This window comes from Schlegelella aquatica, from assembly GCF_026013905.1.
GTDB classification, from domain to species: Bacteria; Pseudomonadota; Gammaproteobacteria; order Burkholderiales; family Burkholderiaceae_C; genus Caldimonas; species Caldimonas aquatica.
Map to the genome: position 1 here is coordinate 737,226 of NZ_CP110257.1, position 25,441 is coordinate 762,666.

A 25,441-nucleotide genomic window follows, 5' to 3' on the forward strand; every position below is an offset into this window, starting at 1 on the left:
AACCGCTCCCGGCCGGCCACGCATAATCGCGCGAGATGGAAGCATGGTTGCAACGCTTGCTGGAGGTTCTGGCCCTGCCGGAGTACGGGCTGAGCACGCTGTTCGTCGTGGCCGCCGTCTCGGCCACCTTGCTGCCCATGGGGTCGGAGCCCGCGCTCTTCGGGCTCGTGAAGATCAACCCCGAGCTGCTGTGGCCGGGCATCCTGGTCGCCACGGCCGGCAACACGGTGGGCGGTGCCATCACCTGGTGGATGGGCTATGGCGCCGAGCGGGCCTACGAGCACCTCACGCACCGCAAGGTGGAGCACCGGGTGCTCGGCTGGCTGGAGCGCTTCGGTCCCAAGGCGTGCCTGTTGTCGTGGCTGCCCGTGGTCGGCGATCCGCTGTGCGGCGTGGCCGGGTGGCTGCGTCTGTCGTTCTGGCCCTGTGTGGCCTACATGGCGATCGGCAAGTTCTTGCGCTACCTCGTCATGACGCTGGCCTTGTTGTGGGCCTTCCCGGGGCAGGTGCATCCCTAGAAGGCGGCGGCTCATCCCGGCGCCCGCCGGCGAGGCCCGCGAGCATGTCCACCGGCAGCGGGAAGACGATGATGTTGGACTTGTCGTGGGCGATGGAGGCCAGCGTCTGCAAGTAGCGCAGTTGCATGGCGCCGGCTTCGCGCGAAAGCATCTGGGCGGCCTGCATCAGCTTCTCCGAGGCCTGCAGCTCGCCTTCGGCATGGATGACCTTCGCGCGGCGCTCGCGTTCGGCCTCGGCCTGGCGGGCGATCGCGCGCACCATCGACTCGTCGAGGTCCACGTGCTTGATCTCGACGTTGGCCACCTTGATGCCCCACGCGTCCGTTTGCGCATCGAGCACCTGCTGGATGTCGGCGTTGAGCCGTTCGCGCTCGGCCAGCATCTCATCGAGCTCGTGCTTGCCGAGCACGGCGCGCAGGGTCGTCTGGGCGAGCTGGCTCGTGGCGACCATGAAGTTCTCGACCTGGATGATGGCCTTCTGCGGGTCGACGACGCGGAAGTAGACGACCGCGTTGACCTGCACCGACACGTTGTCGCGCGAGATCACGTCCTGCTTCGGTACGTCCAGCACCACCGTGCGCAGGTCCACGCGGACCATCTGCTGGATGCCGGGAATCACCAGCACGAGACCCGGGCCTTTGACCTTCCAGAACCGCCCCAGCTGGAAGACGACGCCGCGCTCGTACTCGCGCAGGATGCGCAGTGCCGAGACCAGCAGCGCGATGAGCGCGATGACGAGGAAGCCGCCGAACCCGAATCCGAAGTTGAGGATCATGAAGTTCTCTCCTCGAGTCCAGGGGGAGAGGCGCCGTCCACCGGTGCCACGCGCAGCACGAGGCCGCGGCGCTCGACGACGCGCACCCGCTGCCCGGGTGCAAGAGGAACGTCGCTCTCGATGCGCCAGCGCTCGCCTTCGATCAAGGCCCACTGCCCGGCGGGTTCGTCGGGCAAGACACGTGCGAGCGCCCCGGACAGCGCCTGGTCGCCGGTGACCACCGGGCGCCGGCGCGCGCGGGCCGCCATCGCCCCGATGCCCGCGATCACCAGCAGGCTCGTGGCCCCCAAGGCGACGATCAGCGGCAACGGGATGCCGAACCCAGGCGCCTCGGTGTCCATCAGGATCACCGCGCCGACCGTGAAGGCCACGACACCGCCGATTCCCACGATGCCGAAGCTCGGACTGAAGGCTTCCGCGATCATGAAGGCCAGCCCCAGGAGGATCAGTGCGATGCCCGCATAGTTGACGGGCAGCAGTTGCAGGGCGTAGAGCGCGAGCAGCAGGCAGATCCCGCCGAGCACGCCCGGCACCCCCCATCCGGGATTGGAGAACTCGAAGAACAGGCCGTACACGCCGATCATCATCAGGATCAGCGCGACGCTGGGATCGGTGATGACGGACAGCAGGCGCGCCCGCCAGTCCGGCTCGTCCTGCACTTGCTGCGCTCCCTCGGTCTGCAAGGCGCGGCGAACGCCACGGGCGTCCACCTCGCGTCCGTGCAATTGCTTGAGCAGCGCGGCTCGGTCGGCCGCCACCAGGTCGATGACTCCCATCGCCAGCGCCTCGGCGGCCGGCAGGCTCACCGACTCCCGCACGGCCCGTTCGGCCCATTCGACGTTGCGCCCCCGCATCTGGGCGAGGCCGCGCAGGTAGGCCACCGCGTCGTTGATCTGCTTGCGAGTCGATGCGTCGGCGGGCGCCCGCTCGTCGCGCCCGGGCGCAGCCGAGCCAGCCGGCTGAGGGGGCGCCGCTGCCGGAGGCGGGCTGCCTCCGATTTGCACCGGGGTGGCGGCCCCGAGGTTGGTGCCCGGTGCCATCGCGGCCACGTGGCTCGCGTAGAGAATGTACGTGCCGGCGCTCGCAGCGCGCGCACCGCTGGGAGCCACGTAGGCGGCCACGGGCACCGGCGAGGCGAGGATGGCCTTGATGATCTGCCGCATCGACTGGTCCAGGCCCCCGGGGGTGTCCATTTCGAGGATGACCAGTTCGCGCCCCGCGGCGCCCGCGCGTTCGATGGCCCGGCTGACGTAGGCCGCCGTGCCCGGGCCGATCGCCCCCTGGATCTGCACCACGCTGACCGTGGCCGCCGCCGCGGCCTGGGGCAGGGCGATGAGCAACAGCCACAGACCGGCCAGCAGGATCCTCCGCCAGCCTCGCGCGCCGGCGCCAGCCTGGGTGGAGAACCGTCGACGAGAAGCTCGCATGCCGCCCCCCCGGGCAGCCGGTGCCCGGCGTCAGCAGCCATTACCGCATGGCCGGCGGCGGGCGTCCAGCCGCGCCGTCGCTGGCACCGAGGTTATTGCACGGCGTGCAGAGGGCGCGCGCACGCCGTGCCGGCAAGCCCGGGCAGGCTTGGGTCAGTCGAGCAGCCCCTCGCCGGGAGCGAAGCGATCGACCGCGTCGGTGATGAGTCCATCGACGCCGGCCTGGAGCAGCCGGTCTGCCTCGCAGGCGTCGTTGACGGTGTAGGCGAGGCAGCGCATCCCGGCGGCGCGCAGGCCTTCGACCGCGGCAGCGTCCAGCATGCCGAAGTGGGCGACGACCGCACTGCAATCAAGGGCCTGCGCCTCGTCCCACCAGCCCTCCCACCAGTGATCCAGCAGCAGCCCCCGGGGCAGCTCGGGCGCCGCGGCGCGCGCCGCACGCAGGGCGGCCGGTTTGAAGGAGGTCAGCAGCGGCGGCACAGCACCCGGGGTGGCCGACCACCAGCGGCGGCAGTGCTCCGCCACCGCCTGACCGGTGAGCGCCTCCGCGCCGGGCGAGGGCTTGATCTCGATGTTGAGGGCATGGCCGTTGCGCAGCACGAACCGCACCACGGCTTCGAGCGTCGGGGGCGGCTCGCCCGCGTAGGAGCGGCTGTGCCAGCCGCCGGCGTCCAGGCGGCTCAGCTCCGCCCAGGTCCACTCGGCCGCTTGCCCGCGAGCGGAGGTGGTGCGCTCGAGCGTCGCGTCGTGGAGCAGGAAGGGAACGCCGTCTCCGCTCAACTTGGCGTCGCACTCGAACATCCGGTAGCCGTGCGCCGCGCCCACGCGGAACGCGGCCAGCGTGTTCTCGGGGGCAAGCTTGCCGGCGCCTCGGTGTGCGATCCAGCGCGGGTAGGGCCAGGGCTCGAGGCGGAAGGCGGTGCTCACGACAGCCGACCCTGGGTGGCGGGATCGAACCAATGCAGCCGCCCCGGCATCGGCCGCACATGCAGCCGGTCGCCCGGCCGTGGCGCCGCCCGGCTGTCGTCGGTACGCACGACCAGTGTCTGCTCACCGAGCTTGCCGTACACCAGGCGCTCCGCGCCGAGGACTTCGACCATCTCCACCCCCACCGGCCAGCCCTCGTCGCCAAGCTCGAGATGCTCGGGCCGAATGCCGAGGATGAGCGAGTCGCCGGGCTGGCCCCGTGGAGGCGCGCCGGGCAGGTCGATCGTGAGTTCGTCCAGGGCAAATCGGGCGTCGGCTTGCAGGCGGCCCGGCAGCAGGTTCATCGGCGGCGAGCCGATGAAGCTGGCGACGAAGGTCGTCGCCGGGCGGGCGTACACCTCCTCGGGAGTGCCGATCTGCTCCATGCGGCCGGCGTTCATCACGATCATGCGCTGCGCGAGCGTCATCGCCTCCACCTGGTCGTGCGTGACGAACAGCGAGGTCACGCCGAGCTCGCGGTGCAGCTTCTGGATCTCGATGCGCGTCTGCACCCGCAGCTTGGCGTCCAGGTTCGACAGCGGCTCGTCGAACAGGAACACCTGCGGCTCGCGCACGATCGCGCGGCCCATCGCGACGCGCTGGCGCTGACCGCCCGAGAGCTGGCGAGGCTTGCGGTCCATCAGATGCCCCAGCTCCAGGATCGACGCCGCCTTCTCGACGCGGCGGCGGATCTCGTCCTTCGGCACCCCTTTGATCTTCAGCCCGTAGGCCATGTTGTCGTACACGCTCATGTGAGGGTAGAGCGCGTAGTTCTGGAACACCATGGCGATGTCGCGATCGGCCGGTTCGACGTCGTTGACCACCCGGTCCCCGATGGCGATCTGGCCCTCGGTGATCTCCTCGAGGCCTGCCACCATGCGCAGCAAGGTGCTCTTGCCGCAGCCCGAGGGGCCCACGATCACGATGAACTCGCCGTCGGCGATCTCAGCGTTCACGCCGTGGATCACCTGGTTGGCCTGGGCGCCGCGCCCGTAGCGCTTGACGACCTGACGGATGGAGATGGAAGCCATGTGAGGGTGCGGTTTTCTATTTCTCGGTGTCGACCAGGCCCTTGACGAACCACTTCTGCATCAGCACCACCACCACGGCGGGCGGCAGCAGCGCGAGCATGGCCGTGGCCATCACCAGGTTCCACTCGGTCAAGGCGTCGCCGCCGACGATCATGCGCTTGATGCCGATGACAGCGGTGTACATGCTCTCGTCGCTGGTCACCAGCAGCGGCCAGAGGTATTGATTCCAGCCGTAGATGAACTGGATGACGAACAGCGCCGCGATGGAGGTCTTCGACAGCGGCAGCAGCACATCGAAGAAGAACCGCATCGGCCCGGCGCCATCCATGCGCGCCGCCTCGGCGAGTTCGTCAGGCACGGTGAGGAAGAACTGCCGGAACAGGAACGTGGCCGTGGCCGAGGCGATCAGCGGCAGCGTCAGGCCCGCGTACGTGTTGAGCAGGCTGAGGTCGGCGGCGACCTTGAACGTCGGGATGATGCGCACTTCCACGGGCAGCATCAGCGTCACGAAGATCATCCAGAAGAAGAAGCGCCGCAGCGGGAAGCGGAAGTAGACGATGGCGAACGAGCTGATGATCGAGATCGCGATCTTGCCGAAGGCGATCACCAGCGCCATCACGAGGCTGTTGAACATCATCGGGCCCACCGGGGCCCCCGCGCCACGGGTGGAGCCGGCCAGCAGCACCTGGCTGTAGTTGTGCCAGAACTGATCCCCAGGCACGAGGCGCATCGGCACCGCGAGGATCTCCTCCAGCGTGAGGGTGGAGGCGACGAACGTCACGTACAGGGGGAACGCGACGATCGCCACGCCGACGAGCAGGCCCAGGTGCGTGAGGAGGGTGAGAAGGGGGCGGCGTTCGACCATGGGGGCCTTCAGTAGTTGACGCGCCGCTCGATGAAGCGGAACTGCACGACCGTCAGCGCAATGACGATCAGCATCAGGATGGCCGACTGGGCCGAGGACCCGCCCAGGTCGGCCGCCTTCACCCCGTCGTAATACACCTTGTAGACGAGGATCTGCGTGGCCCCGGACGGGCCGCCCTGAGTGGTGGCATCGATCACGCCGAAGGTGTCGAAAAAGGCGTAGACGATGTTGACCACCAGCAGGAAGAATGTGGTGGGCGACAGCAGCGGGAAGACGATGGTCCAAAAGCGCCTGAAGGGGCGTGCGCCGTCGATCGCCGCGGCCTCGATCAGCGAGCGCGGAATCGCCTGCAGCCCCGCCAGGAAGAACAGGAAGTTGTAGGAGATCTGCTTCCACACCGAGGCGATCACCACCAGCAGCATGGCCTGCTCGCTGCGCAGCACCCAGTTCCAGTCGATGCCCAGCTGGCGCAGGCCGTAGCTGACGATGCCGATGGACGGCGCGAACAAGAACCCCCACAGCACCCCGGCGATGGCGGGCGCCACCGCATAGGGCCAGATCAGCAGCGTCTTGTAGACGGTGGCGCCGCGGATCACGCGGTCGGCCATCACGGCCAGCAGCAGCGCGAGGGTGATGCCGCCCGTGGCCACCAGCACGCTGAACAGGGCCGTGACCTGGAACGACTCGAGATAGTTGGCGTCGCGCAGCAGGTCGGCGAAGTTGTCCAGCCCGGCGAACTCGGTGGACAGCCCGAACGCATCTTGCCGCTGGAAGGCGAACCACAGCGCCTGGGCCGCGGGCCAGAAGAAGAAGACGACGGTGATGGCGATCTGCGGGGCGACCAGCAGGTAGGGCAGCCAGCGTGAGCGGAAGACGACGCGTTTTTCCATGCGGGAACCCGGCGAAAAAGAACGAACCCGGCCGGCGCCGCACGGCCGGGTTCGGCGGGCAGTCTAGCCGACGATCAGCTGTCCTTGGCGGTCGCCGCGAAACGGCGCAGCAGCTCGTTGCCGCGGCGCACCGCGTCGTCCAGGGCGGTCTTGGCGTCCTTCTTGCCGGCCAGCACGGCTTCGATCTCTTCCTCGATCACCTCGCGGCCCTGCACGAAGTTGCCGAAGCGCAGGCCCTTGGAGTTGGCCGTGGGCGGCTTGTGGTTGAGCTGGCGCATCGCGATGTCGGAGCCGGGCACCTTCTCGTAGTAGCCGGACTTGCGGGTCAGCTCCGCGGCCGCGAGGGTGATCGGCACGTAGCCGGTGTCCTGGTGCCACTTGGCCTGCACCTCGGGGCGCGAGAGGTACTTGAAGAACTCGGCGACGCCCTTGTAGTCCGCCGGCTTCTTGCCGCTCATCACCCACAGGCTCGCCCCGCCGATGATGGAGTTCTGAGGCGCTCCCGCCACGTTGTCGTGGTAGGGCAGGAAGTTGACGGAGAAGTCGAACTTCGCGTTCTTGCGGATGTTGGCCTGCGCGCCGGAGCTGGAGGTCAGCATCGCGCACTCGCCGCTGAAGAACTTGGCCTCGGCCTCGTTGCGCCGGCCCGCGTAGGTGAACCAGCCGTTCTTGGCGAAGTCGCCCAGCATCTGGATGTGGGCCACGTGCTGCGGCGAGTTGAAGGTGAACTGCGTGTCGGTGCCGGCGATGCCGTTCTCCTTGGTGCCGATCGGCAGGTTGTGCCAGGCGGAGAAGTTCTCGATGTGCACCCACGACGGCCAGCCGGTGGTGTACACGCAGGCCTGGCCGCTGGCCTTGAGCTTGCCGGCCGCCACCGCGAACTCTCTCCAGGTCTTGGGCGCCTTCTCGGGATCGAGCCCGGCCTTGCGGAAGGCGTCCTTGTTCACGTAGAAGACCGGCGTGGAGGAGTTGAACGGCAAGGACAGCATGTTGCCCTTGCGATCGGTGTAGTAGCCGGCCACCGCGGGCACGTACACCTTGGGGTCGAACTCGACACCCGACTCCTTCATCAACTGGTGGACGGGCTTGATCGCGCCCTTGGCCGCCATCATGGTGGCCGTGCCCACCTCGAACACCTGCAGGATGTGCGGTGCGTTGCCGGCGCGGAAGGCGGCGATCGCGGCCGTCATCGACTCGGGGTACGAGCCCTTGAAGACGGGCACCACCTTGTAGTCCTTCTGGCTGGCGTTGAAGCCGTTGGCCAGCTCGATCACGCGCTCGTTGAGGGCGCCGGTCATCGAGTGCCACCACTGGATCTCGACCTGGGCGCGCGCCGGCGCGGCAGACAGGGTGACGACGGCCGCGGCAGCGGCGGCAGCGAGTGTGAGCTTCATGACATCTCCATGCAGGGGGGAACCGGCCGGAGCACCGTGGCTCCCGGCCGGCCCGCGAGCCTAGCGTTGTTATGTGACAGGAGGGTTTCTGTCACGGAAGCGCTGCCGCCGCAACCGGGGCAGCCCGGGGAGGCCCGAAGCCGGGGCGCGGGATGTTGCGCTGCGGTAGGATTGCCGCTCAAGCGCTGTTACAAACCCCGCCCCACGCGCCCGGAGCCCATGAACGCACCGCTCCCCGTCCACGACCTCGCTTCGAGCAGCCCGACCGCCCGCGATGCCGCGCACCCGCGGCTGCGCGAGATTCCTTACAACTACACCTCGTTCTCGGACCGCGAGATCGTCATCCGCATCCTCGGAGCGCGGGCGTGGGAGGTGCTGAGTCTGCTGCGCGAGGAGCGCCAGACGGGCCGTTCCGCCCGCATGCTGTACGAGGTCCTGGGCGACATCTGGGTCGTGCAGCGCAACCCCTATCTGCAAGACGACCTGCTGGACAACCCCAGGCGGCGGCGCCTGCTCATCGAGGCGCTGGAGCACCGCCTGCGCGAGATCGAGCGCCGTCGCACCCCGGCGGCCGACGCGGCGCGCGACGCCTTGGTGGGCGAACTGCTGGCCGCAGCCCGGCAGGCGGTCGAGCGCTTTGCCGCCTACTTCGACGAAGTGGCCGAGCTGCGCCGCCGCACCGTGCGCGTGCTGGGCCGCCACACGCGGCGCGACAACATCAAGTTCGACGGGCTGAGCCGCGTCTCGCACGTCACCGACGCCACCGACTGGCGCGTGGAGTACCCGTTCGTCGTGCTCACGCCCGACACCGAGGCCGAGACGGCCGCGCTCGTCAAGGGCTGCATCGAGCTGGGCCTGACCATCATCCCGCGCGGCGGCGGCACCGGCTACACCGGCGGCGCCGTGCCGCTCACCTGGAAGTCGGCCGTCATCAACACCGAGAAGCTCGAAGCGATGAGCGAGGTCGAGGAGGTGCGGCTGCCCGGCCTGGACCGGCCGGTGCCCACCATCTGGACCGAGGCCGGCGTCGTCACGCAGCGTGTGGCCGACGCGGCCGAGCGCGCCGGTTTCGTCTTCGCGGTGGACCCGACTTCGGCCGAGGCCTCCTGCATCGGCGGCAACATCGCGATGAATGCGGGCGGCAAGAAGGCGGTGCTGTGGGGCACGGCGCTCGACAACCTCGCCTCCTGGCGCATGGTCACCCCGGACGCGCAATGGCTGGAGGTGGTGCGGCTCGACCACAACCTCGGCAAGATCCACGACGTGGAGGTTGCGAGCTTCGAACTGCGCTACTTCGAGGCGGCCGGCAAGATCGACTGGAGCCGGCCGACGCGCATCGAACGCCTCGACATCCCGGGACGGGTGTTCCGCAAGGAGGGCCTGGGCAAGGACGTGACCGACAAGTTCCTCGCGGGCCTTCCGGGCGTGCAGAAGGAAGGCTGCGACGGGCTCATCACCTCGGCGCGCTGGATCGTGCACCGCATGCCGGCGCACACGCGCACCGTGTGCCTGGAGTTCTTCGGCAACGCCAAGGACGCGGTGCCCTCCATCGTCGAGATCAAGGGCTACATGTTCTCGCTCGCCAAGGCGGGCGGCATCGAGCTGGAGGGGCGCGGGCGCTTTCCGGTGCTGCTGGCGGGCCTGGAACACCTGGACGACCGCTATCTCAGGGCGGTGGGCTACGCGACCAAATCCAAGCGCGGCACGCTGCCCAAGATGGTGCTGATCGGCGACATCGTCGGCGACGACCCCGACGCGGTGGCCAAGGCCACCTCGGAAGTCGTGCGCATCGCCAACAGCCGCTCGGGCGAGGGGTTCGTCGCCGTCTCGCCGGACGCGCGCAAGAAGTTCTGGCTCGACCGCAAGCGCACCGCGGCCATCTCCCGGCACACCAACGCCTTCAAGATCAACGAGGACGTGGTGATCCCGCTCGACCGCATGGGCGAGTACACCGAGGGGATCGAGCGCATCAACATCGAGCTGTCGTTGCGCAACAAGCTGCAGCTGGTGGAGCGGCTGGAGGAGTTCTTCACCGAGGGTTCGCTGCCGCTCGGCAAGACGGACGACGCCAGCGAGATCCCGAGCGCCGAGTTGCTGGAGGACCGGGTGCAGCAGGCGCTCGCGCTGCTGCGCGAGACGCGCGAGTTGTGGTCGCACTGGCTGCACCACCTCGACGTGGTGCAGGCGGACACCGGGCGCACCTACTTCGCGCAGTTGCAGGACCACAGCCTGCGCGCCTCTTGGAAGACCCAGCTGCTCAAGCCCCTGCAGGGTCTGTTCGCGGGCGCTGCCTTGCAGCCCATCGTCGACGAGTGCCGGCGCATCCACAAGGAGGTGCTGCGCGGGCGGGTGTGGGTGGCGCTGCACATGCACGCCGGCGACGGCAACGTGCACACCAACATCCCCGTCAACAGCGACAACTACGAGATGCTGCAGACGGCCCACGAAGCGGTGGGCCGCATCATGAAGCTCGCGCGCAGCCTGGGCGGCGTGATCTCCGGCGAGCACGGCATCGGCATCACCAAGCTGGAGTTCCTGAGCGACGAGGAGCTGGCGCGCTTCGTCGAGTACAAGCGGCGCGTGGACCCGGAAGGCCGCTTCAACAAGGGCAAGCTCATGCGCGAGCCCGGGCTGTACGCCGATCTGACCAACGCCTACACGCCCAGCTTCGGGCTGATGGGCCACGAGTCGCTGATCATGCAGCAGTCGGACATCGGCGACATCGCCGCCTCCATCAAGGACTGCCTGCGCTGCGGCAAGTGCAAGCCGGTGTGCGCGACGCACGTACCGCGCGCCAACCTGCTCTACAGCCCGCGCAACAAGATCCTGGCGACCTCGCTGCTGATCGAGGCCTTCCTCTACGAGGAGCAAACGCGCCGCGGCGTGTCGATCAAGCACTGGGAGGAGTTCGAGGACGTGGGCGACCATTGCACGGTCTGCCACAAGTGCGCGACGCCCTGCCCGGTGAAGATCGACTTCGGCGACGTGTCGATGAACATGCGCAACCTCTTGCGCAAGATGGGCAAGAAGAGCTTCCGGCCGGGCAACAAGGCCGCGATGCTGATGCTCAACGCCACCCATCCGCAGACCATCAAGCTGGCCCGTGCGGCGATGGTGGACGTCGGTTTCAAGGCGCAGCGCCTCGCCAACGACCTGCTCAAGGGCCTCGCCAAGAAGCAGACGGCCCGCCCGCCGGCCACCGTGGGCACCGCCCCGATCAAGGAGCAGGTGATCCACTTCGTCAACAAGAAGCTGCCGGGCGGGCTGCCGACCCGCACCGCCCGCGCACTGCTGGACATCGAGGACAAGAACTACGTCCCCATCATCCGCGACCCGAAGAAGACGAGCGCCGACAGCGAGGCGGTGTTCTACTTCCCCGGTTGCGGCTCCGAGCGCCTGTTCTCGCAAGTGGGCTTGGCCACCCAGGCCATGCTCTGGCATGCCGGGGTGCAGACCGTGCTGCCGCCGGGCTACCTGTGCTGCGGCTATCCGCAGCGCGGCTCGGGCCAGTACGACAAGGCCGAGAAGATCATCACCGACAACCGGGTGCTGTTCCATCGCGTGGCCAACACGCTGAACTACCTGGACATCAAGACCGTGGTGGTGAGCTGCGGCACCTGCTACGACCAGCTGCAGGGCTACGAGTTCGACAAGATCTTCCCCGGCTGCCGCATCGTCGACATTCACGAGTTCTTGCTCGAGAAGGGAATCAAGCTGGAAGGCCAGGGCGCGTACCTCTATCACGACCCCTGCCACAGCCCGATGAAGCAGCAGGACCCGATGAAGACCGTCAAGGCCCTGGTGGGCGAGCAGGTCGTCAAGAGCGACCGCTGCTGCGGCGAGTCCGGCACGCTGGGCGTCACCCGACCCGACATCTCGACACAGATCCGCTTCCGCAAGGAGCAGGAGATCCGCAAGGGCGAGGCGGCGCTGCGCGCCAGCGGTGCGGTGAGCGAGCGGGAGAACATCAAGATCCTGACCTCCTGCCCCAGCTGCTTGCAGGGCCTGTCACGGTATGGCGAGGACCTCGCCAACGGCCTGCTGGAGGCCGATTACATCGTCGTCGAGATGGCCCGCCGCCTCCTCGGCCCGAATTGGCTGCCCGACTACGTGCGCGCGGCCAACGAGGGTGGCATCGAGCGGGTGCTGGTGTGACGGCCTGCGTGCGCTTGGCGGACTGCGAGCTGTGCCTCCAGCCGGGCGGCCTGCCGGTGTGGGAGGGCGCGGCGTGGCGCATCGTGCGCGTGGCAGACCCTTCGTTCCCGGCGTTCTACCGCGTCATCAGCCGGGCTCACCACCGGGAGTGGACCGACGTGCCCCCCGGCGAGCGGCGCGTCGGGATGGCGCTCGTCGAGGCCGTGGAAGAGGCGCTGCGCAGCCTGCTGCCCGAGTCGAAGATCAACCTGGCGTCGTTCGGCAACGTCGTCGCCCATGTGCACTGGCACGTGATGGCGCGCTTTGCCTGGGACAGCCACTTTCCCCAACCGCTGTGGGGGCTTGCCCAGCGCGAGGCGGACGAGGCGCATCTCGAGTCCCTGGTGCGCCTCCTGCCCGCCCTCGACCAGGCGGTGCGCCAGGCGGCCTCGCAGGCCGTGGCGTCGTCCGGCGCGTGACCCTCGGGCGCAGCCCCGTCCACCGCATCGAGCGGGCCGCCGCGGCCCTGGCGGCGAGGGGGTTGGGCGGGCGGCGGTTCGGTGATGTAATCGCGCCTCGTACAGAGCGCGCAGGCGAAGCACTCCACGCCCTCGTGTGCGGGGTAGGCCCGGCTGCGCGACGCGTCGGCACGTCGAGTGGCGGCCGGTGTCCCGGCCCTCCGTGAACCAGGACTGTTCATGCCCTGCAACTTCCAGGCACGAGCCTTCCGGCTGGCGTCCCTCGGGGCGCTGTGCGCGGCCCTGGGCTTCGGCCTTGCGCCCGAGGGCGCCCGCGCGGTGGCTGCGGCCGATGCGGAGGGCGCCGCGGGCCTGCGCATCGTCAAGGGCTACGCGATCGGCGGAGACAACCCGCTGAGCGCCGCCCGTACCGGCCAGGTGCTCGCGCCCTACCTGGGCGTGCCGGCCAGCGCCGAGCTGCTGCGCCAGGCGCAGGTGGCGCTCGAATCGGCCTTGCATGAACGCGGCTACACCTACTACCGCGTGGTCGTCCCCGCCCAGTCGCCCGGCGAGACGATCATGCTGGACGTCGTGCCCACGGTGGTGAACCGCGTGATCGCGCGTGGCGCCGAGGCCGAGGCCGTGCGCCGCGCCTTGCCCGAGCTGCAAGAGGGGCGCTCGCCCAACACCCGCCGGCTCGCGCGACAGCTCGCCGCGGCCCAGGATGCGGGCGGACGGTGGGCCGTGACGCTGCGCCCCATGGCCGGGCACGACACGGTGGACGCCCAGGTCGAGGTCGAGGGGTTGCCGGCGCCGTGGGGTGCCGCCGTCGCATGGACCGACGATGGCAGCCGCGCCACCGGGCGCGACCGGCTCGCCCTGCAGGCCTGGCACGCCGACGTGGGCGGACGCGACCATCAGGCGAGGGTGCGGTATACGACGTCCCTCGACGAGCCCTCCCGCGTGCACGAGTGGCACTTGGCATACCGCCTGCCCGTGCGCAGCTGGGGCGGCGCCTGGTATGCCACCTACGACGACGTGGACGCCCCGCGGGCGAGCGATCCCTGGCGCGAAGACTGGCGGCCCGTGGCGGCCGGCACGCCGGGCCGGTGGGCGCGGGTGGGCTATGTGCAGTACCTGGCGGGGCCGCAGGGGCGGGGCGACCGCGTGACAGTGGATGTGTCCCAGGCTCGGCTCGACGCGCTGGACGAGGACGGGCGCCCGACCCGAGGGCGTGAGCGCCGCAGCCAGCCGGCGACGGTGGGCTATCACAAGAGCGGCCCCTGGGGCGCGGGGATGCACCTCGACGGCTACCTGGAGGTCTCGGTCCATCTGGCCACCGGCCCTGCGGCCGACCTGGACGCCCATCGCAGCGAACGGTCCGCCATCGACAGCGTGCACTGGAAACGGCTGCGTGCCGGCGTGCAGTGGCGCGCCGAGGGCCCGAGGGGTTGGGCCTGGGTCGCACGCGCCCACGGCCAGTACAGCCCCCAGGCGCTGCTGGCTGCCGAGTCCTTTGCGCTCGGCGGTGCAAGCTCGGTGCGGGGCGCCGAGGAGCGCGCGGGCTTGGGGGACTCGGGCATCGCGGGCACGCTGGAGGCTCACTCGCCAAGTGCGGGCGGATGGCGCGCCTTGGCCTTCGTGGATGCCGGGCGATTGTGGAATCACCGCGGCGACGCCAGCCGCCCGCCGCGAGACCGGCTGGCCAGTGTGGGCATCGGGGTTCGCTACCAGCATCCGAGCGGCGCTCGCCTGGTGGCCGATTACGGCCGGGTGGTGACCGGCAGCTTCTCGGATGCCGCTCAGGCCGCCGACAAGGGCGACGATAAACTGCACGTGAGCCTGTCCTACTCGTTCTGAACGCTCCGAACGCCCGGGCCGGGCGCCGCCGTCCGATCTTCGTCACCTGCCATGACCGCTTCTTCTCCAACGCCGACCGCATTGACGGTGCATCAGCAATCGCGCGTGCTGGAAATCAGCTTCGACACCGGCGAGACGTTCCGCATCCCGTTCGAGCTGATGCGCGTGTACTCGCCCTCGGCGGAAGTGCAGGGGCACGGCCCGGGGCAGGAGGTGCTGCAGACCGGCAAGCGCGATGTGGAGATCGTCGCCGTGGCGCCGGTCGGTCACTACGCGATCCAGCCCACCTTCAGCGACGGGCACGACTCGGGCATCTACACCTGGAGCTACCTCTACCGCCTGGGCGCTGAGCAGGAGCGCTTGTGGGCCCAGTACCTCGACCGCCTGGCCGAAGCCGGGCTGGACCGGGACGCCCCGATGCCGGCCAAAGCGGGCACCGGGTGCGGCCACGGCCATTGAGGGCGCCGGGCCCGCGATACCCCCCGCGGCTCACGGGCGCGGCCCGGCCGGAGTGCCGGCCACACCGCGAGTCGCTTACGATTGCAGACATGAGTACCACTCACTTTGGTTTCCAGACGGTCGACGAGGCTGAGAAGGCGCGTCGCGTGCGCGGTGTGTTCGATTCGGTCGCCTCCAAGTACGACCTGATGAACGACCTCATGTCCATGGGGCTGCACCGGGCATGGAAGGCCTACACGATCGCTGTCTCGGGGGTGCGCGAGGGCCAGCGCGTGCTCGACATTGCCGGCGGCACCGGCGACCTGGCGCGCGCCTTCGCGCGGCGCGTCGGCCCCACGGGCACGGTGGTGCACACCGACATCAATGAAGCGATGCTGCGCACGGGGCGTGACCGCCTCCTCGACGAGGGGCTGGTGCTGCCCACCACCATCTGCGACGCCGAGTGCCTGCCCTTTCCGGCCAACAGCTTCGATGTCGTGAGCGTGGCCTTCGGCCTGCGCAACATGACGCACAAAGAGCGGGCCCTGGCCGAGATGTGCCGCGTGCTCAAGCCGGGCGGCAAGCTCCTCGTGCTCGAGTTCTCCAAGGTGGCCAAGCCGCTGGAGAAGGCCTACGACTGGTATTCCTTTTCGGTGCTGCCGCGGCTGGGTCAGTGGGTCGCGGGCGATGCGGCCAGCTACCGTTATCTCGCCGAATCGATTCGCATGCACCCCGGCCAGCAGGAACTGAAGGCCATGATGAAAGCCGCGGGCTTCGGGCATGTGGACGTGCACAACCTCACCGCCGGCGTGGTGGCCTTGCACGTCGGCATCAAGTGCTGACGACAGGCGGCATGCTGTGAGCATCGGCGCCGTCCCCGGCGCTGGTGCCCCTTCCCTCGCCCGCAGAGTCCGTCCATGCCGATCAGCACCCCAGCCCTGCAGTCCCTCACGTCCGGATGGTCCGGCATGGCTGTACTGGGCGTGACGCTGCTGCTCGCCGGTGGGGGCTTGTGGTGGGGCGGGCGCCGTTGGCGCAAGGGCCCGGGCGGGCCGGCAGGCCGTAGCGGCCGGGGCGTCTGGCGAGACTATGCCCCGGCTGCCTATGAAGCGGCGACCCTGGCGCCCGAATCGTCGGTGCATCCGCAGGCCACGGGACAACAACCCGGCGAGCGCACCGGCGCTTGGCTGGCGGCCGTGCCTGAGGGATTTGATTCCATCGGTTTCCTCGAGGCGGCAAAACGTAACTTCGTCTTGCTGCAATCCGCGTGGGACCAGGCGGACGTCCCCGCGCTGGCCGCGCTGATGACCGACGAGCTGCTCGAGCACATCCGGCAGCAGCTGCGGGAGCGGGGCGACCGCCCCAACCGCACCGACGTCGTGATGCTCGAAGCGCGCCTCCTCGGCGTGGAAGACCTCGGGCCGGGCTGGCTCGCCAGTATCGAGTTCTCCGGGATGATCCGGGAGGAAATCAGCGCCGGTGCCGCGCCCTTCCGGGAAGTCTGGTCGCTGACCAAGCCGCGCGACGGCTCCACCGGCTGGTTGCTCGCCGCGGTGCAAGCCCTGCAGTGAGCGTGCCCGCGTGCCGGGCCGCCGACGCCTCTCCTAAGACCATCTCCTCGCCGTAACTGCGAGTTTTTGTTTCGGGCATGCCCCTTAACCACGGGTTACCTCGCCCCGAAAACCGACCAGTACACTGCCTTCGACCTTGAGCAGCAGGTGCCGTGCTCGTAGGTCATCCATTGCGCAAGAGTGAAAAGCCCGGGAGCCTCGACGCGCCCGGCTGAGCGTCCGCACGGACGCAGGGAGAGATTCGAATGAACACATTGCGTCGTACTGCTTGTGTGCCTGCGCTGCGCACGGCGGCCGTCACCGCAGCCGTGCTCGCGTCCCTGGGCCTGGCCGCCTGCAGCGGCGGCGACAAGGACAAGCCGGCCAGCCAGGTGGCCGCGAAGGTCAACAAGGAAGAGATCTCCGTCCACCAGATCAACTACCTGCTGCAGCGCCAGCCGGGGTTGAAGCCGGAGCAGGCCGAGTCGGCCAGCAAGACCGCGCTCGAGCGCCTCATCGATCAGGAGCTCGCCGTGCAGAAGGCCGAGGAGCTGAAGCTCGACCGCGACCCGCGGGTCGTGCAGGCGCTCGATGCGGCCAGGCGCGAGATCCTGTCGCGCTTCTATTTCGAGAAGGTGGCCGAAGGGGTGGCCAAGCCCACCCCCGAGGAGGTGCGCGAGTACTACCGTTCCAAGCCCGCGCTGTTCAGCGAGCGCCGCATCTACAGCTTGCAGGAGATCGCGATCCAGGCGCCCAAGGAGCAGGTGCCCGAGCTCGAGCAGCAGCTCAAGAGTGCGAAGACGCCTGCCGAGTTCGTCGAGCAACTCAAGGCGAAGAACATTCCCTTCGCCGTCAACCAGGTGACCCGTGCGGCCGAGCAGTTGCCGCTCTCCATGCTCGACTCCTTCCACGCCTTGAAGGACGGCCAGGCGATGTTCGTGCCGTCGCCCTCGGGCGCTCAGGTGGTCGTGCTGCAAGCAAGCCGCAGCGCACCCGTGGATGAGGAGCGCGCCCGGGCGGCCATCGAGCACTACCTCATGAACGAGCGCAAGCGCAAGCTCGTCGAGGGCGAGTTGAAAGATCTGCGCAAGTCGGCGCAGATCGAGTACGTCGGCAAGTTCGCGGACGCCTCGGGTGGGGTGGCCCAGAAGACCGAAGTCGCACCGGCCGCCAAGCAAGAGGCCAAGCCGAACAGCGATGCCGATGCCATCAGCAAGGGACTGTCGGGGTTGAAATGAGCATGATCGTTCACTTGCGCCGGTGGTGTGCCGGCTTGTTCCTGTTGTTCGCGACGGGCCTCGCGTTCGCTCAGCCAGGCAATGCACGCGAGTACGTGATCGGCCCGGGAGACATCCTGCGTATCAACGTCTTCCAGGCGCCGGAGCTCTCGCTCGAGACGCGCGTGTCCGAGGCGGGCACGATCAGTTACCCGCTGCTCGGGCAGGTGCAACTCGGCGGCCTGTCGGTGCGCGACGCCGAGCAGCGCATTGCCGATGGTCTGCGGCGCGGCAACTTCGTGCGTCAGCCGCAGGTGTCGATCCTCGTGGCCCAGGTGCGCGGCAATCAGGTCTCGGTGCTGGGCTACGTCAACCGCCCGGGCCGCTACCCGCTCGAGCTGGCCAGCACGCGGCTCACCGACATGCTGGCCATGGCCGGGGGCGTGGCGCAAACGGGGGCCGACGTCATCGTGGTGACCGGCACGCGTGCAGGCAAACCGTTCCGCAAGGAGATCGATCTGCCTGCCATGTTCTCCGGCCAGGCGCCGATCGACGACATGGTCTTGCAGAACGGCGACGTGATCTTCGTCGATCGCATGCCGACGATCTACATCTACGGCGCGGTGCAACGACCCGGCGCGGTGCGTCTGGAGCGCGGCATGACGGTCATGCAGGCGCTCGCCGCAGGCGGAGGCCCTTCGCTGCGCGGCACCGAGCGCGGGCTCAAGGTGCATCGCCGCGGCCCGAACGGTCAGGTGGAGGTGCTCGAACCCACCATGCACGATCGTCTGCGCGACGGCGACGTGGTGTACGTGCGCGAAAGCATCTTCTGAACCCACGCGGAGCAAGCCGTGTCCCTCGGTCAGTTCTTTTCGATTCTGCTGGCGCGCTGGAAGGTCGTGCTCGCGGTCTTCGTGCTCACGGTGGGGTCGGTCGTCGCAGTGAGCTTGCTTTTGCCCAAGAAGTACACCGCGACGGCCTCCGTGGTGGTGGACATGCGGGCGCCCGATCCGCTCGTCGGCATGGTGCTGGGTGGCACCCCGAGCTACCTCACCACCCAGCTGCAGATCGTGCAGAGCGAGCGCGTGGCGTTACGGGTGGTGCGCAATCTCAAGCTCACGGAGGCACCGCAGATCCGCGACCAATGGAAGGAGGCCACCGGAGGCACCGGCAATATCGAGACGTGGCTGGCCAAGGCCTTGTTGCGCAGCCTCGAGGCCGGTCCGGCGGGCGAGTCCAACGTGATCGAGGTCCGCTACGAGTCGGTGGACCCGAAGTTCTCGGCGATGATGGCCAATGCCTTCGTGCAAGCGTACATCGAGACGCACTTGGATCTGCGAGCCGACCCGGCCAAGCGGTTCTCGACGTTCTTCGACCAGCGTGCGAAGCAACTGCGCGAACAGCTCGAGGCCGCGCAGAACCGGCTGTCCGAGTACCAGAAGCAGCATGGGCTGATCGCCACCGACGAGCGGCTCGACATCGAGAACGCGCGGTTGAACGAGCTGTCCTCGCAATTGGTGGCGATCCAAGCGCTGGCGACCGAGTCCAGCAGCCGGGAGAACCAGGCCCGCAGCGCGGCCGACCGGATGCAGGAAGTGCTGCTGAACCCGTTGATCTCCAGCCTGAAGGCGGACCTGAACCGGCAGGAGGTCCGGCTGCGCGAGCTGAGCGAGCGCTACGGCCGCAACCACCCGCAGGTGGTCGAGCTGCAGGCCTCGGTGGACGCGTTGCGCGCACGGGTGGACGCCGAGACCCGGCGCGTCACCAGCGGCGTGACCGTGACCAACAACATCAACCGCCAGCGCGAGGCCGAGCTGAAGGAGGCGCTCGAGGCCCAGCGCGCCAAGGTGCTGAAGATGAAGGAGCAGCGCGACGAGGCGGCGGTGCTGCTGCGCGACGTCGAGAACGCGCAGCGGGCCTACGACGCCGTCCTCGCCCGGCTCAACCAGACGAGCATGGAAAGCGAGAGCACCGCGACCAACGTGTCGGTGCTGAGTCCGGCGACGGAGCCGTCGTCGCCGTCGTCGCCGCGCATTCTGCTCAACACGCTGGTGGCGATTTGTGCGGGTGGGGTGCTGGCGTTTGCCGCTGCCTTCCTCATCGAGCTGATCGATCGGCGCCTGCGCTCGTTCGAGGACGCGTTCCAGCTGCTCGGCTTGCCGGTCCTCGGCGTCATGCCGAAGCCCGTGCGCTCGCGTCTGCCGTTCCGGCGCTCGTCGCCGGCCTTGCCGGGCCGCGTGCTCGGGCAGCTCCCCGGTCCCAGAGGTGCGTGATGGCTGTCTTTCGCGAATCCAACGCGGCGCCCTACCTGCAGCCCGTTCCACCGGTGGTGGGGGATGCCAAGGTGGGCGGGGCCGCCCCGCATGAGCTGAGCATCGGGGAGATCATCCGCCGCGAGCGGCGCCTGAGCCAGGAGCAGATCGAGCAGATCCTGCAGTACCAGCGAGAGAAAGGCGTTCGCTTCGGCGAAGCGGCGGTCGCCCTCGGTCTGGCGAGTCAGCAGGACGTCCTGTTCGCGCTGTCGCAGCAGTTCAATTACTTCTACGCGCCCGATGCCAAGCGCGGCTACTCCAACGAACTCGTGGCCGCGACGCAGCCGTTCTCGCATCAGGCCGAGTCGTTCCGGGCGATCCGCACCCAGTTGATGATGCGGGTGTTCTCACAGGACGACGTGCGCCGCGCGATCGCCATCGTCAGTCCCGACTCCGGAGACGGCAAGACGTTCTTTGCCGCGAATCTCGCCGTCGTGCTGTCCCAGCTCGGAGGGCGCACCCTCGTCGTCGATGCCGACCTGCGCGGGCCGCGGCTGCACGAACTGTTCGGGATCGAATCCAGCTCGGGGCTGTCGGGCATCTTGTCGGGCCGCGCCGAGACGAGCGTGATCAAGCAGGTGCCGGACCTGCCCTCGCTGTACGTCCTGCCGGTCGGTGTGACACCGCCCAACCCGGTCGAGCTGGTCGAGCGTCCGGCCTTCGCCTTGTTGATGCGGGAGTTGTTGAGCAAGTTCGATCACGTGGTGGTCGACACTCCGGCAGCCGTCTACGGCGCCGACGCGACCGTGATCGCGGCGCGGTGCGGGGCGGCTCTGGTCCTGGCCCGCCAGGGGCGCTCGAAGGTGAGCCGGCTGCAGGACCTCGTGGCCACCTTGAACAACAGCCCCGCCAAGCTGGCCGGGGTCATCCTGAACGAGTACTGACATGTCGACCGTGATGCCGACTTCGATGGCCGCACGTCCGACTTCGCCCACGCAGTGGTCCATCGCCCTGCTCGGGCTGGGCGCGTTGGCGCTGCTGCTGCCCACGTGTCTGGACCTCGCCCGCACGACCTGGCAGTCCGAGGAGCAAGGGCACGGCCCGCTGATCCTCGCCGTCTCGCTGTGGGTGGTGTGGCAACGGCGCCAGGAACTGATGCAGGCGGCGGTCGAGGCGCGCCCGTCGCCGATCGGAGGGTGGGCGCTGCTGCTCGCCGCGCTCGCGCTGTATGTGGTGGGCCGGTCTCAGGCCATCCTCTTCTTCGAGGTGGGAGCGCTGATCCCCGCCCTGGCCGGGGCGGCGGCGGCGGCCTTCGGCTGGCGCTTCGTGCGCGTCCTGGCGTTTCCCTTGCTGTTCCTCGTGTTCATGGTCCCGCTGCCGCAGATGGTGATCGATTCGGTCACCGCGTCGCTGAAGCAGGCGGTGTCCGCCATTGCCGAGGACGTCCTCTACTTCATCGGCTACCCGATTGCGCGCAGCGGCGTCGTGCTCATGGTGGGGCAGTACCAGTTGCTGGTGGCCGATGCCTGTTCGGGGCTGAACTCCATGTTCAGTCTGACCTCGCTCGGTGTGCTGTACCTCTACCTCACCAAGCACAAGAGCCGCCTGCGCAACGCACTGATCGTCGCGAGCATCTTGCCGATCGCCTTCTTGGCGAACATCGTGCGCGTCATGATCCTCGTGCTCGTGACGTATCACTTCGGTGACGAGGCGGGTCAGGGCTTCATCCACGGCGCGGCGGGGATGGTGCTGTTCGTGATTGCGATCGTGTTGCTCTTCTCGTTCGACGCCTTCCTCGGATTGTTCTTCCGGAATCGCAAGAAGAAGGGGGTTGCGGCATGAGCTCCCTGCTGTGGAGGCCGGTGGCCGTACTCGTCCTGATGGTCGGGGCGGCAATCGCTGCGGTGGCGGCACGGCCGACGGTGCGAGTGGCGGATGTAGGGCCGAAAGTCGACCTCGAGACCCTGGTGCCGCGGCAGTTCGGCCGCTGGGAAGAAGACCGCAGCATCGTTCCGCTGCAGGCGTCGCCGGATGTGCAGCGGGTCATCGAGCAGACGTATGCCCAGGTCTTGTCGCGCACGTACCGCAATGCCGAGGGGCAGCGCGTCATGCTGTCGATCGCCTACGGGGCCGCCCAGGACGACTCGATGAACTATCACCGCCCGGAGACCTGCTATCCGGCGCAAGGGTTTCCCATCGTTCAGGCTCCCCGGCGCGGCGCGGTTTCGCTGACTCACGGCGAGCTGCCCGTCACGCGGTTGGTCGCTCGGCAGGGCCGCCGCAACGAGCCCATCACCTACTGGCTCGTGGTGGGCGATGAGATCGCGCATTTCGGGCTGGAGCAGCGCTGGACGACCTTGAAGTACGGCCTCACGGGGCGCATCCCCGACGGCATGCTGGTGCGGGTGTCTTCCATCGACCACGACAACCAGGCCGCGTTCAAGATGCAGGATGCGTTCATCGCAGACATGCTCGACGCCCTCTCGCCCGAGGCACGAGGCCGGCTGCTGGGCAGCCTGGCCCATTGACGGACCCACTTATGAAGAAGAAAGCACTCATCACCGGCGTGACCGGTCAGGACGGGGCCTACTTGTCGGAGTTCCTGCTGCGCAAGGGCTACGAGGTGCACGGCATCAAGCGCCGCACGTCGCTCTTCAACACCGACAGAATCGACCATCTCTATCAGGACCCTCACGTCGACAACCGCAGTTTCATCCTGCACTACGGCGACTTGACCGATTCGACGAGCCTCGTGCGCATCGTCCAGAAAGTGCAACCGGACGAGATCTACAACCTGGCCGCGCAGAGCCACGTCGCGGTCAGCTTCGAGGAACCCGAGTACACGGCCAATGCCGACGGCCTGGGGGCGCTGCGTCTGCTCGAGGCTATCCGCATCCTGGGGCTCGAGAAGAAGACGCGCTTTTACCAGGCGTCGACCTCGGAGCTGTACGGCCTGGTGCAGGAAGTGCCCCAGCGGGAGACCACCCCGTTCTACCCGCGCAGCCCCTATGCGGTGGCCAAGCTGTATGCCTACTGGATCACCGTCAACTACCGGGAGGCCTACGGCCTGTACGCCTGCAACGGCATCCTGTTCAACCATGAGTCGCCTGTGCGCGGCGAGACCTTCGTCACGCGCAAGATCACGCGTGCCGTCGCCCGTATCGCCCTTGGTTTGCAGGACTGCCTGTACCTCGGCAACCTCGATGCGCTGCGCGACTGGGGCCACGCGCGCGACTATGTCGAGATGCAGTGGTTGATGCTGCAGCAGGAGCAGCCGGAGGACTTCGTCATTGCGACCGGCCAGCAGTTCAGCGTGCGTCAGTTCGTCGAACATGCAGCGCAGCAGCTGGGCATCACGCTCTCGTTCGAGGGCAAGGGCGAGAAGGAGATCGGCGTCGTCGCCAAGGTCGAGGGTGACCGCGCCAAGTGCAAGGTGGGCGATGTCGTCGTGCGGGTGGACCCGCGCTATTTCCGGCCGACCGAAGTGGAAACGCTGCTGGGCGATCCGACGAAAGCACGCGAGAAGCTGGGCTGGAAGCCACGCACGAGTTTCGAGGAGCTCGTGCGCGAGATGATCGAGAGCGACTACGCTGCGGCGCGGCGTGATTCGCTCGTCAAGCTCGCGGGGTTCAAGGCGTACGACTACCACGAGTGAGGACAGCCGTGGCTCCTGCCGCATTGGATGGCGGATCTCGGGGCGGTGGGTCCACCCGGATTGCGTACCTCGTGCTGGCACACACGGACCCGGCGCAGGTCGCCCGGCTGTGCAGGGCATTGGACGACGGTGCGGCCGGCGTCTTCGTGCACGTGGACGCCAAGTGCGACATCGGCCCCTTCCTGAATCAGAATCTGCCGGCGTGCGCCCGGTTCATAGAGGACCGCGTGAGGGTGTCGTGGGCGGCGTACTCGCAGGTGGAGGCGACCCTGCGCATGATGCGCACCGCGCTTGCAGACCGCCAGCGTTACGCACGGATCGTGATGCTGTCCGGCCTGGACTACCCGATCAAGCCGACGTCGGCGCTGCGGGCCTTGTTCGACAGCAATCCGCGCCACGAGTACATCCGCTTCATTGACGCTTCGCATCCGGCGCACTTTCGGATCTTCCATGAACACTACTGGTTTATGGAGGAGATCTCCTGGCTGCCGAGCGGGCTCGTGCAGACCAAGCTGCGCCGAGGGTTCGGTCGGCTGTTGCGCCAGGTGGTCAAGAAGCGCAGACCGGAGGGGATCGTTCCTGCATGGGGGAGCGCCTATTGGGCGCTCACGCGCGAGTGCTGCGAGTTCGTGCTCGAGTACATGCGCGAGCGTCCCGACGTGGTGCGGTGGGTGCGCACCTCTTTCGCGCCCGACGAGCAGTTCTTCCACACGGTGGTGGCGAACTCGCGATTCCTGCACCGCTCGGACGGGTTCGTGCCGTACCAGGCGCCCTCGGTGCACCTGCTGTCCAACCTGCACCTGATCGCGCCGGGGCTGCGCAAGATCCACACCGAGCGCGATTTCGACGATCTGGTCGCGTCGCCGAAGTACTTCGTGCGCAAGGTGACTTCCCGGGAGTCGGCCGGGCTGCTCGACCGACTGGACCGCGAAGTGCTGGGGGTGGGGCGGGTGTGTTCGCGCGCCACCGCCGACTGAAGACCTTCACGTTCAAGACTGCTCAGGGATCTCCATGTCTTCTCAGGCCATTCCGGTGCTCGGCCCTTCCAGCAAGATCCTCGTCGCGGGTGCTCGCGGCATGGTGGGCTCGGCCCTGGTGCGGCGGCTGAAAGCGGCCGGATACGACCGGCTCCTCGCCCCGAGCCGCGCCGAGCTCGATCTGCTGGATCAGCGGGCGGTGTTCGACTACCTGGCGCGCGAGCGGCCGGATTACGTCTTCATCGCTGCCGCCAAGGTCGGTGGCATTCTGGCGAACAACACCTACCGGGCGGACTTCATCTACCAGAACCTGGTGATCGAGGCCAACCTGGTGCACGGCGCCCACCTGGCTGGTGTGCAACGCCTGATGTTCCTCGGCTCGAGCTGCATCTACCCCCGCGACTGCCCGCAGCCGATCAAGGAGGAGTATCTGCTGAGCGGGCCGCTGGAGCAGACCAACGAGCCCTACGCCATCGCCAAGATTGCGGGCATCAAGCTGTGCGAGAGCTACAACCTGCAGTACGGGCGCCAGTACGTCAGCGTGATGCCCACCAACCTCTACGGCCCCAACGACAACTACGACCTGAACCACAGCCACGTGCTGCCCGCGCTGATCCGCAAGTCGCATGAGGCCAAGCAGCGCGGCGACCGGCGCCTGGTGGTCTGGGGCAGCGGGCAACCGCGCCGCGAGTTCCTCTACGTGGACGACCTCGCCGACGCGTGCGTGTTCCTGATGGAGCGGGGCTACGACGGACCTCTCGTCAACGTGGGCACGGGGCAGGACGTGACCATCCGCGAGCTGGCCGAAACGGTGATGAGGGTGGTGGGCTTCGATGGCGTGATCGAGTTCGACGCGAGCAAGCCGGACGGCACGCCGCGCAAGCTGCTCGACGTCTCGCGTCTGCACGCGTTGGGCTGGCACGCGCGCACCCCGCTCGAGGAGGGCATACGGCTGAGTTGGCAGGACTTCTGCGCGCGCCACGAAGGCGAGGTTCGATAGGAAAGAGACGGTCCGGCGCCGTTCTCGGTGACCG

The 25,441-nt window shown here is 68.3% G+C and carries 23 protein-coding genes; 16 read left to right on the forward strand and 7 right to left on the reverse strand.

The features are described 5' to 3' along the window. Positions 1-35 precede the first annotated feature (35 nt). Entirely contained in the window at positions 36-518 is a 483-nt protein-coding gene (locus OMP39_RS03350) for a YqaA family protein (protein WP_264893391.1), read from the forward strand. Here OMP39_RS03350 and OMP39_RS03355 read toward each other — a convergent pair. The 7 genes from OMP39_RS03355 to ugpB all read right to left on the reverse strand — a co-directional run bounded on the left by OMP39_RS03355 (position 469) and on the right by ugpB (position 7,866). Beyond that, the gene (locus tag OMP39_RS03355; RefSeq protein ID WP_264893392.1) at positions 469-1,293 is read right to left on the reverse strand and encodes a slipin family protein; all 825 of its coding nucleotides are present in this window, start codon (positions 1,291-1,293) and stop codon (positions 469-471) included. The two genes, OMP39_RS03350 and OMP39_RS03355, sit on opposite strands and share 50 nt — an antisense overlap. Further along, the gene (locus tag OMP39_RS03360; protein ID WP_264893393.1) at positions 1,290-2,720 is read right to left on the reverse strand and encodes an NfeD family protein; all 1,431 of its coding nucleotides are present in this window, start codon (positions 2,718-2,720) and stop codon (positions 1,290-1,292) included. The genes OMP39_RS03355 and OMP39_RS03360 overlap by 4 nt, the downstream gene beginning before the upstream one ends. 153 nt (positions 2,721-2,873) lie before the next feature. Then, on the reverse strand, positions 2,874-3,647 hold the full coding sequence (gene ugpQ / locus OMP39_RS03365) for a glycerophosphodiester phosphodiesterase (protein WP_264893394.1): 774 nt from the start codon (positions 3,645-3,647) through the stop codon (positions 2,874-2,876). Then, positions 3,644-4,717 carry a sn-glycerol-3-phosphate import ATP-binding protein UgpC gene (locus tag OMP39_RS03370; RefSeq protein WP_264893395.1) on the reverse strand — a complete coding sequence of 358 codons (1,074 nt, stop codon included), beginning with the start codon at positions 4,715-4,717 and terminating at the stop codon, positions 3,644-3,646. The genes ugpQ and OMP39_RS03370 overlap by 4 nt, the downstream gene beginning before the upstream one ends. Positions 4,718-4,733: 16 nt before the next feature. Then, positions 4,734-5,582: a sn-glycerol-3-phosphate ABC transporter permease UgpE gene (gene ugpE, locus OMP39_RS03375; protein WP_264893396.1), complete on the reverse strand. Its 849-nt coding sequence runs from the start codon at positions 5,580-5,582 to the stop codon at positions 4,734-4,736. A gap of 8 nt (positions 5,583-5,590) precedes the next feature. Further along, on the reverse strand, positions 5,591-6,472 hold the full coding sequence (gene ugpA, locus OMP39_RS03380; protein ID WP_264893397.1) for a sn-glycerol-3-phosphate ABC transporter permease UgpA: 882 nt from the start codon (positions 6,470-6,472) through the stop codon (positions 5,591-5,593). A 74-nt stretch (positions 6,473-6,546) separates the two neighbouring features. Further along, on the reverse strand, positions 6,547-7,866 hold the full coding sequence (gene ugpB, locus OMP39_RS03385; protein ID WP_264893398.1) for a sn-glycerol-3-phosphate ABC transporter substrate-binding protein UgpB: 1,320 nt from the start codon (positions 7,864-7,866) through the stop codon (positions 6,547-6,549). A 219-nt stretch (positions 7,867-8,085) separates the two neighbouring features. Between ugpB and OMP39_RS03390 the strand changes: the two genes are divergently transcribed. The 15 genes from OMP39_RS03390 to OMP39_RS03460 all read left to right on the forward strand — a co-directional run bounded on the left by OMP39_RS03390 (position 8,086) and on the right by OMP39_RS03460 (position 25,407). Next, entirely contained in the window at positions 8,086-12,021 is a 3,936-nt protein-coding gene (locus OMP39_RS03390; protein WP_264893399.1) for an FAD/FMN-binding oxidoreductase, read from the forward strand. An 8-nt stretch (positions 12,022-12,029) separates the two neighbouring features. Then, the gene (locus OMP39_RS03395) at positions 12,030-12,479 is read left to right on the forward strand and encodes an HIT family protein (RefSeq protein WP_264893400.1); all 450 of its coding nucleotides are present in this window, start codon (positions 12,030-12,032) and stop codon (positions 12,477-12,479) included. Positions 12,480-12,698: 219 nt separating this feature from the next. Beyond that, positions 12,699-14,318, forward strand: a complete 1,620-nt coding sequence (locus tag OMP39_RS03400; protein ID WP_264893401.1) for a ShlB/FhaC/HecB family hemolysin secretion/activation protein — start codon at positions 12,699-12,701, stop codon at positions 14,316-14,318. Between the two features lie 51 nt (positions 14,319-14,369). Then, a complete protein-coding gene (locus tag OMP39_RS03405; RefSeq protein WP_264893402.1) occupies positions 14,370-14,777 on the forward strand; it encodes a gamma-butyrobetaine hydroxylase family protein in 408 nt (135 codons plus the stop codon). Between the two features lie 89 nt (positions 14,778-14,866). Next, positions 14,867-15,598 (forward strand): bifunctional demethylmenaquinone methyltransferase/2-methoxy-6-polyprenyl-1,4-benzoquinol methylase UbiE, encoded by a 732-nt coding sequence (ubiE, locus tag OMP39_RS03410; RefSeq protein WP_264893403.1) that lies wholly within the window; start codon positions 14,867-14,869, stop codon positions 15,596-15,598. A 75-nt stretch (positions 15,599-15,673) separates the two neighbouring features. Further along, a complete protein-coding gene (locus OMP39_RS15395; protein ID WP_425340657.1) occupies positions 15,674-16,327 on the forward strand; it encodes a Tim44 domain-containing protein in 654 nt (217 codons plus the stop codon). 245 nt (positions 16,328-16,572) lie between these two features. Next, positions 16,573-17,544 carry an EpsD family peptidyl-prolyl cis-trans isomerase gene (locus tag OMP39_RS03420; protein WP_264893404.1) on the forward strand — a complete coding sequence of 324 codons (972 nt, stop codon included), beginning with the start codon at positions 16,573-16,575 and terminating at the stop codon, positions 17,542-17,544. Between the two features lie 2 nt (positions 17,545-17,546). Continuing rightward, complete coding sequence (gene epsE, locus OMP39_RS03425; protein ID WP_264893405.1) at positions 17,547-18,356, forward strand: polysaccharide export protein EpsE; 810 nt, start codon at positions 17,547-17,549, stop codon at positions 18,354-18,356. Positions 18,357-18,374: 18 nt separating this feature from the next. Beyond that, complete coding sequence (gene epsF / locus OMP39_RS03430; RefSeq protein WP_264893406.1) at positions 18,375-19,796, forward strand: chain length determinant protein EpsF; 1,422 nt, start codon at positions 18,375-18,377, stop codon at positions 19,794-19,796. Then, entirely contained in the window at positions 19,796-20,719 is a 924-nt protein-coding gene (locus tag OMP39_RS03435; RefSeq protein WP_264893407.1) for a polysaccharide biosynthesis tyrosine autokinase, read from the forward strand. The genes epsF and OMP39_RS03435 overlap by 1 nt, the downstream gene beginning before the upstream one ends. A gap of 1 nt (position 20,720) precedes the next feature. Next, positions 20,721-21,617, forward strand: a complete 897-nt coding sequence (gene xrtB / locus OMP39_RS03440) for an exosortase B (protein WP_264893408.1) — start codon at positions 20,721-20,723, stop codon at positions 21,615-21,617. Next, the gene (gene epsI / locus OMP39_RS03445; protein WP_264893409.1) at positions 21,614-22,303 is read left to right on the forward strand and encodes an exosortase-associated protein EpsI, B-type; all 690 of its coding nucleotides are present in this window, start codon (positions 21,614-21,616) and stop codon (positions 22,301-22,303) included. Before xrtB ends, epsI begins: the two co-directional genes overlap by 4 nt. 11 nt (positions 22,304-22,314) lie before the next feature. Further along, complete coding sequence (gene gmd, locus OMP39_RS03450) at positions 22,315-23,430, forward strand: GDP-mannose 4,6-dehydratase (RefSeq protein WP_264893410.1); 1,116 nt, start codon at positions 22,315-22,317, stop codon at positions 23,428-23,430. A 71-nt stretch (positions 23,431-23,501) separates the two neighbouring features. After that, positions 23,502-24,407 (forward strand): beta-1,6-N-acetylglucosaminyltransferase, encoded by a 906-nt coding sequence (locus tag OMP39_RS03455; RefSeq protein WP_264893411.1) that lies wholly within the window; start codon positions 23,502-23,504, stop codon positions 24,405-24,407. Positions 24,408-24,441: 34 nt separating this feature from the next. Then, positions 24,442-25,407: a GDP-L-fucose synthase family protein gene (locus OMP39_RS03460; RefSeq protein ID WP_264893412.1), complete on the forward strand. Its 966-nt coding sequence runs from the start codon at positions 24,442-24,444 to the stop codon at positions 25,405-25,407. The last annotated feature ends 34 nt before the right edge of the window (positions 25,408-25,441 follow it).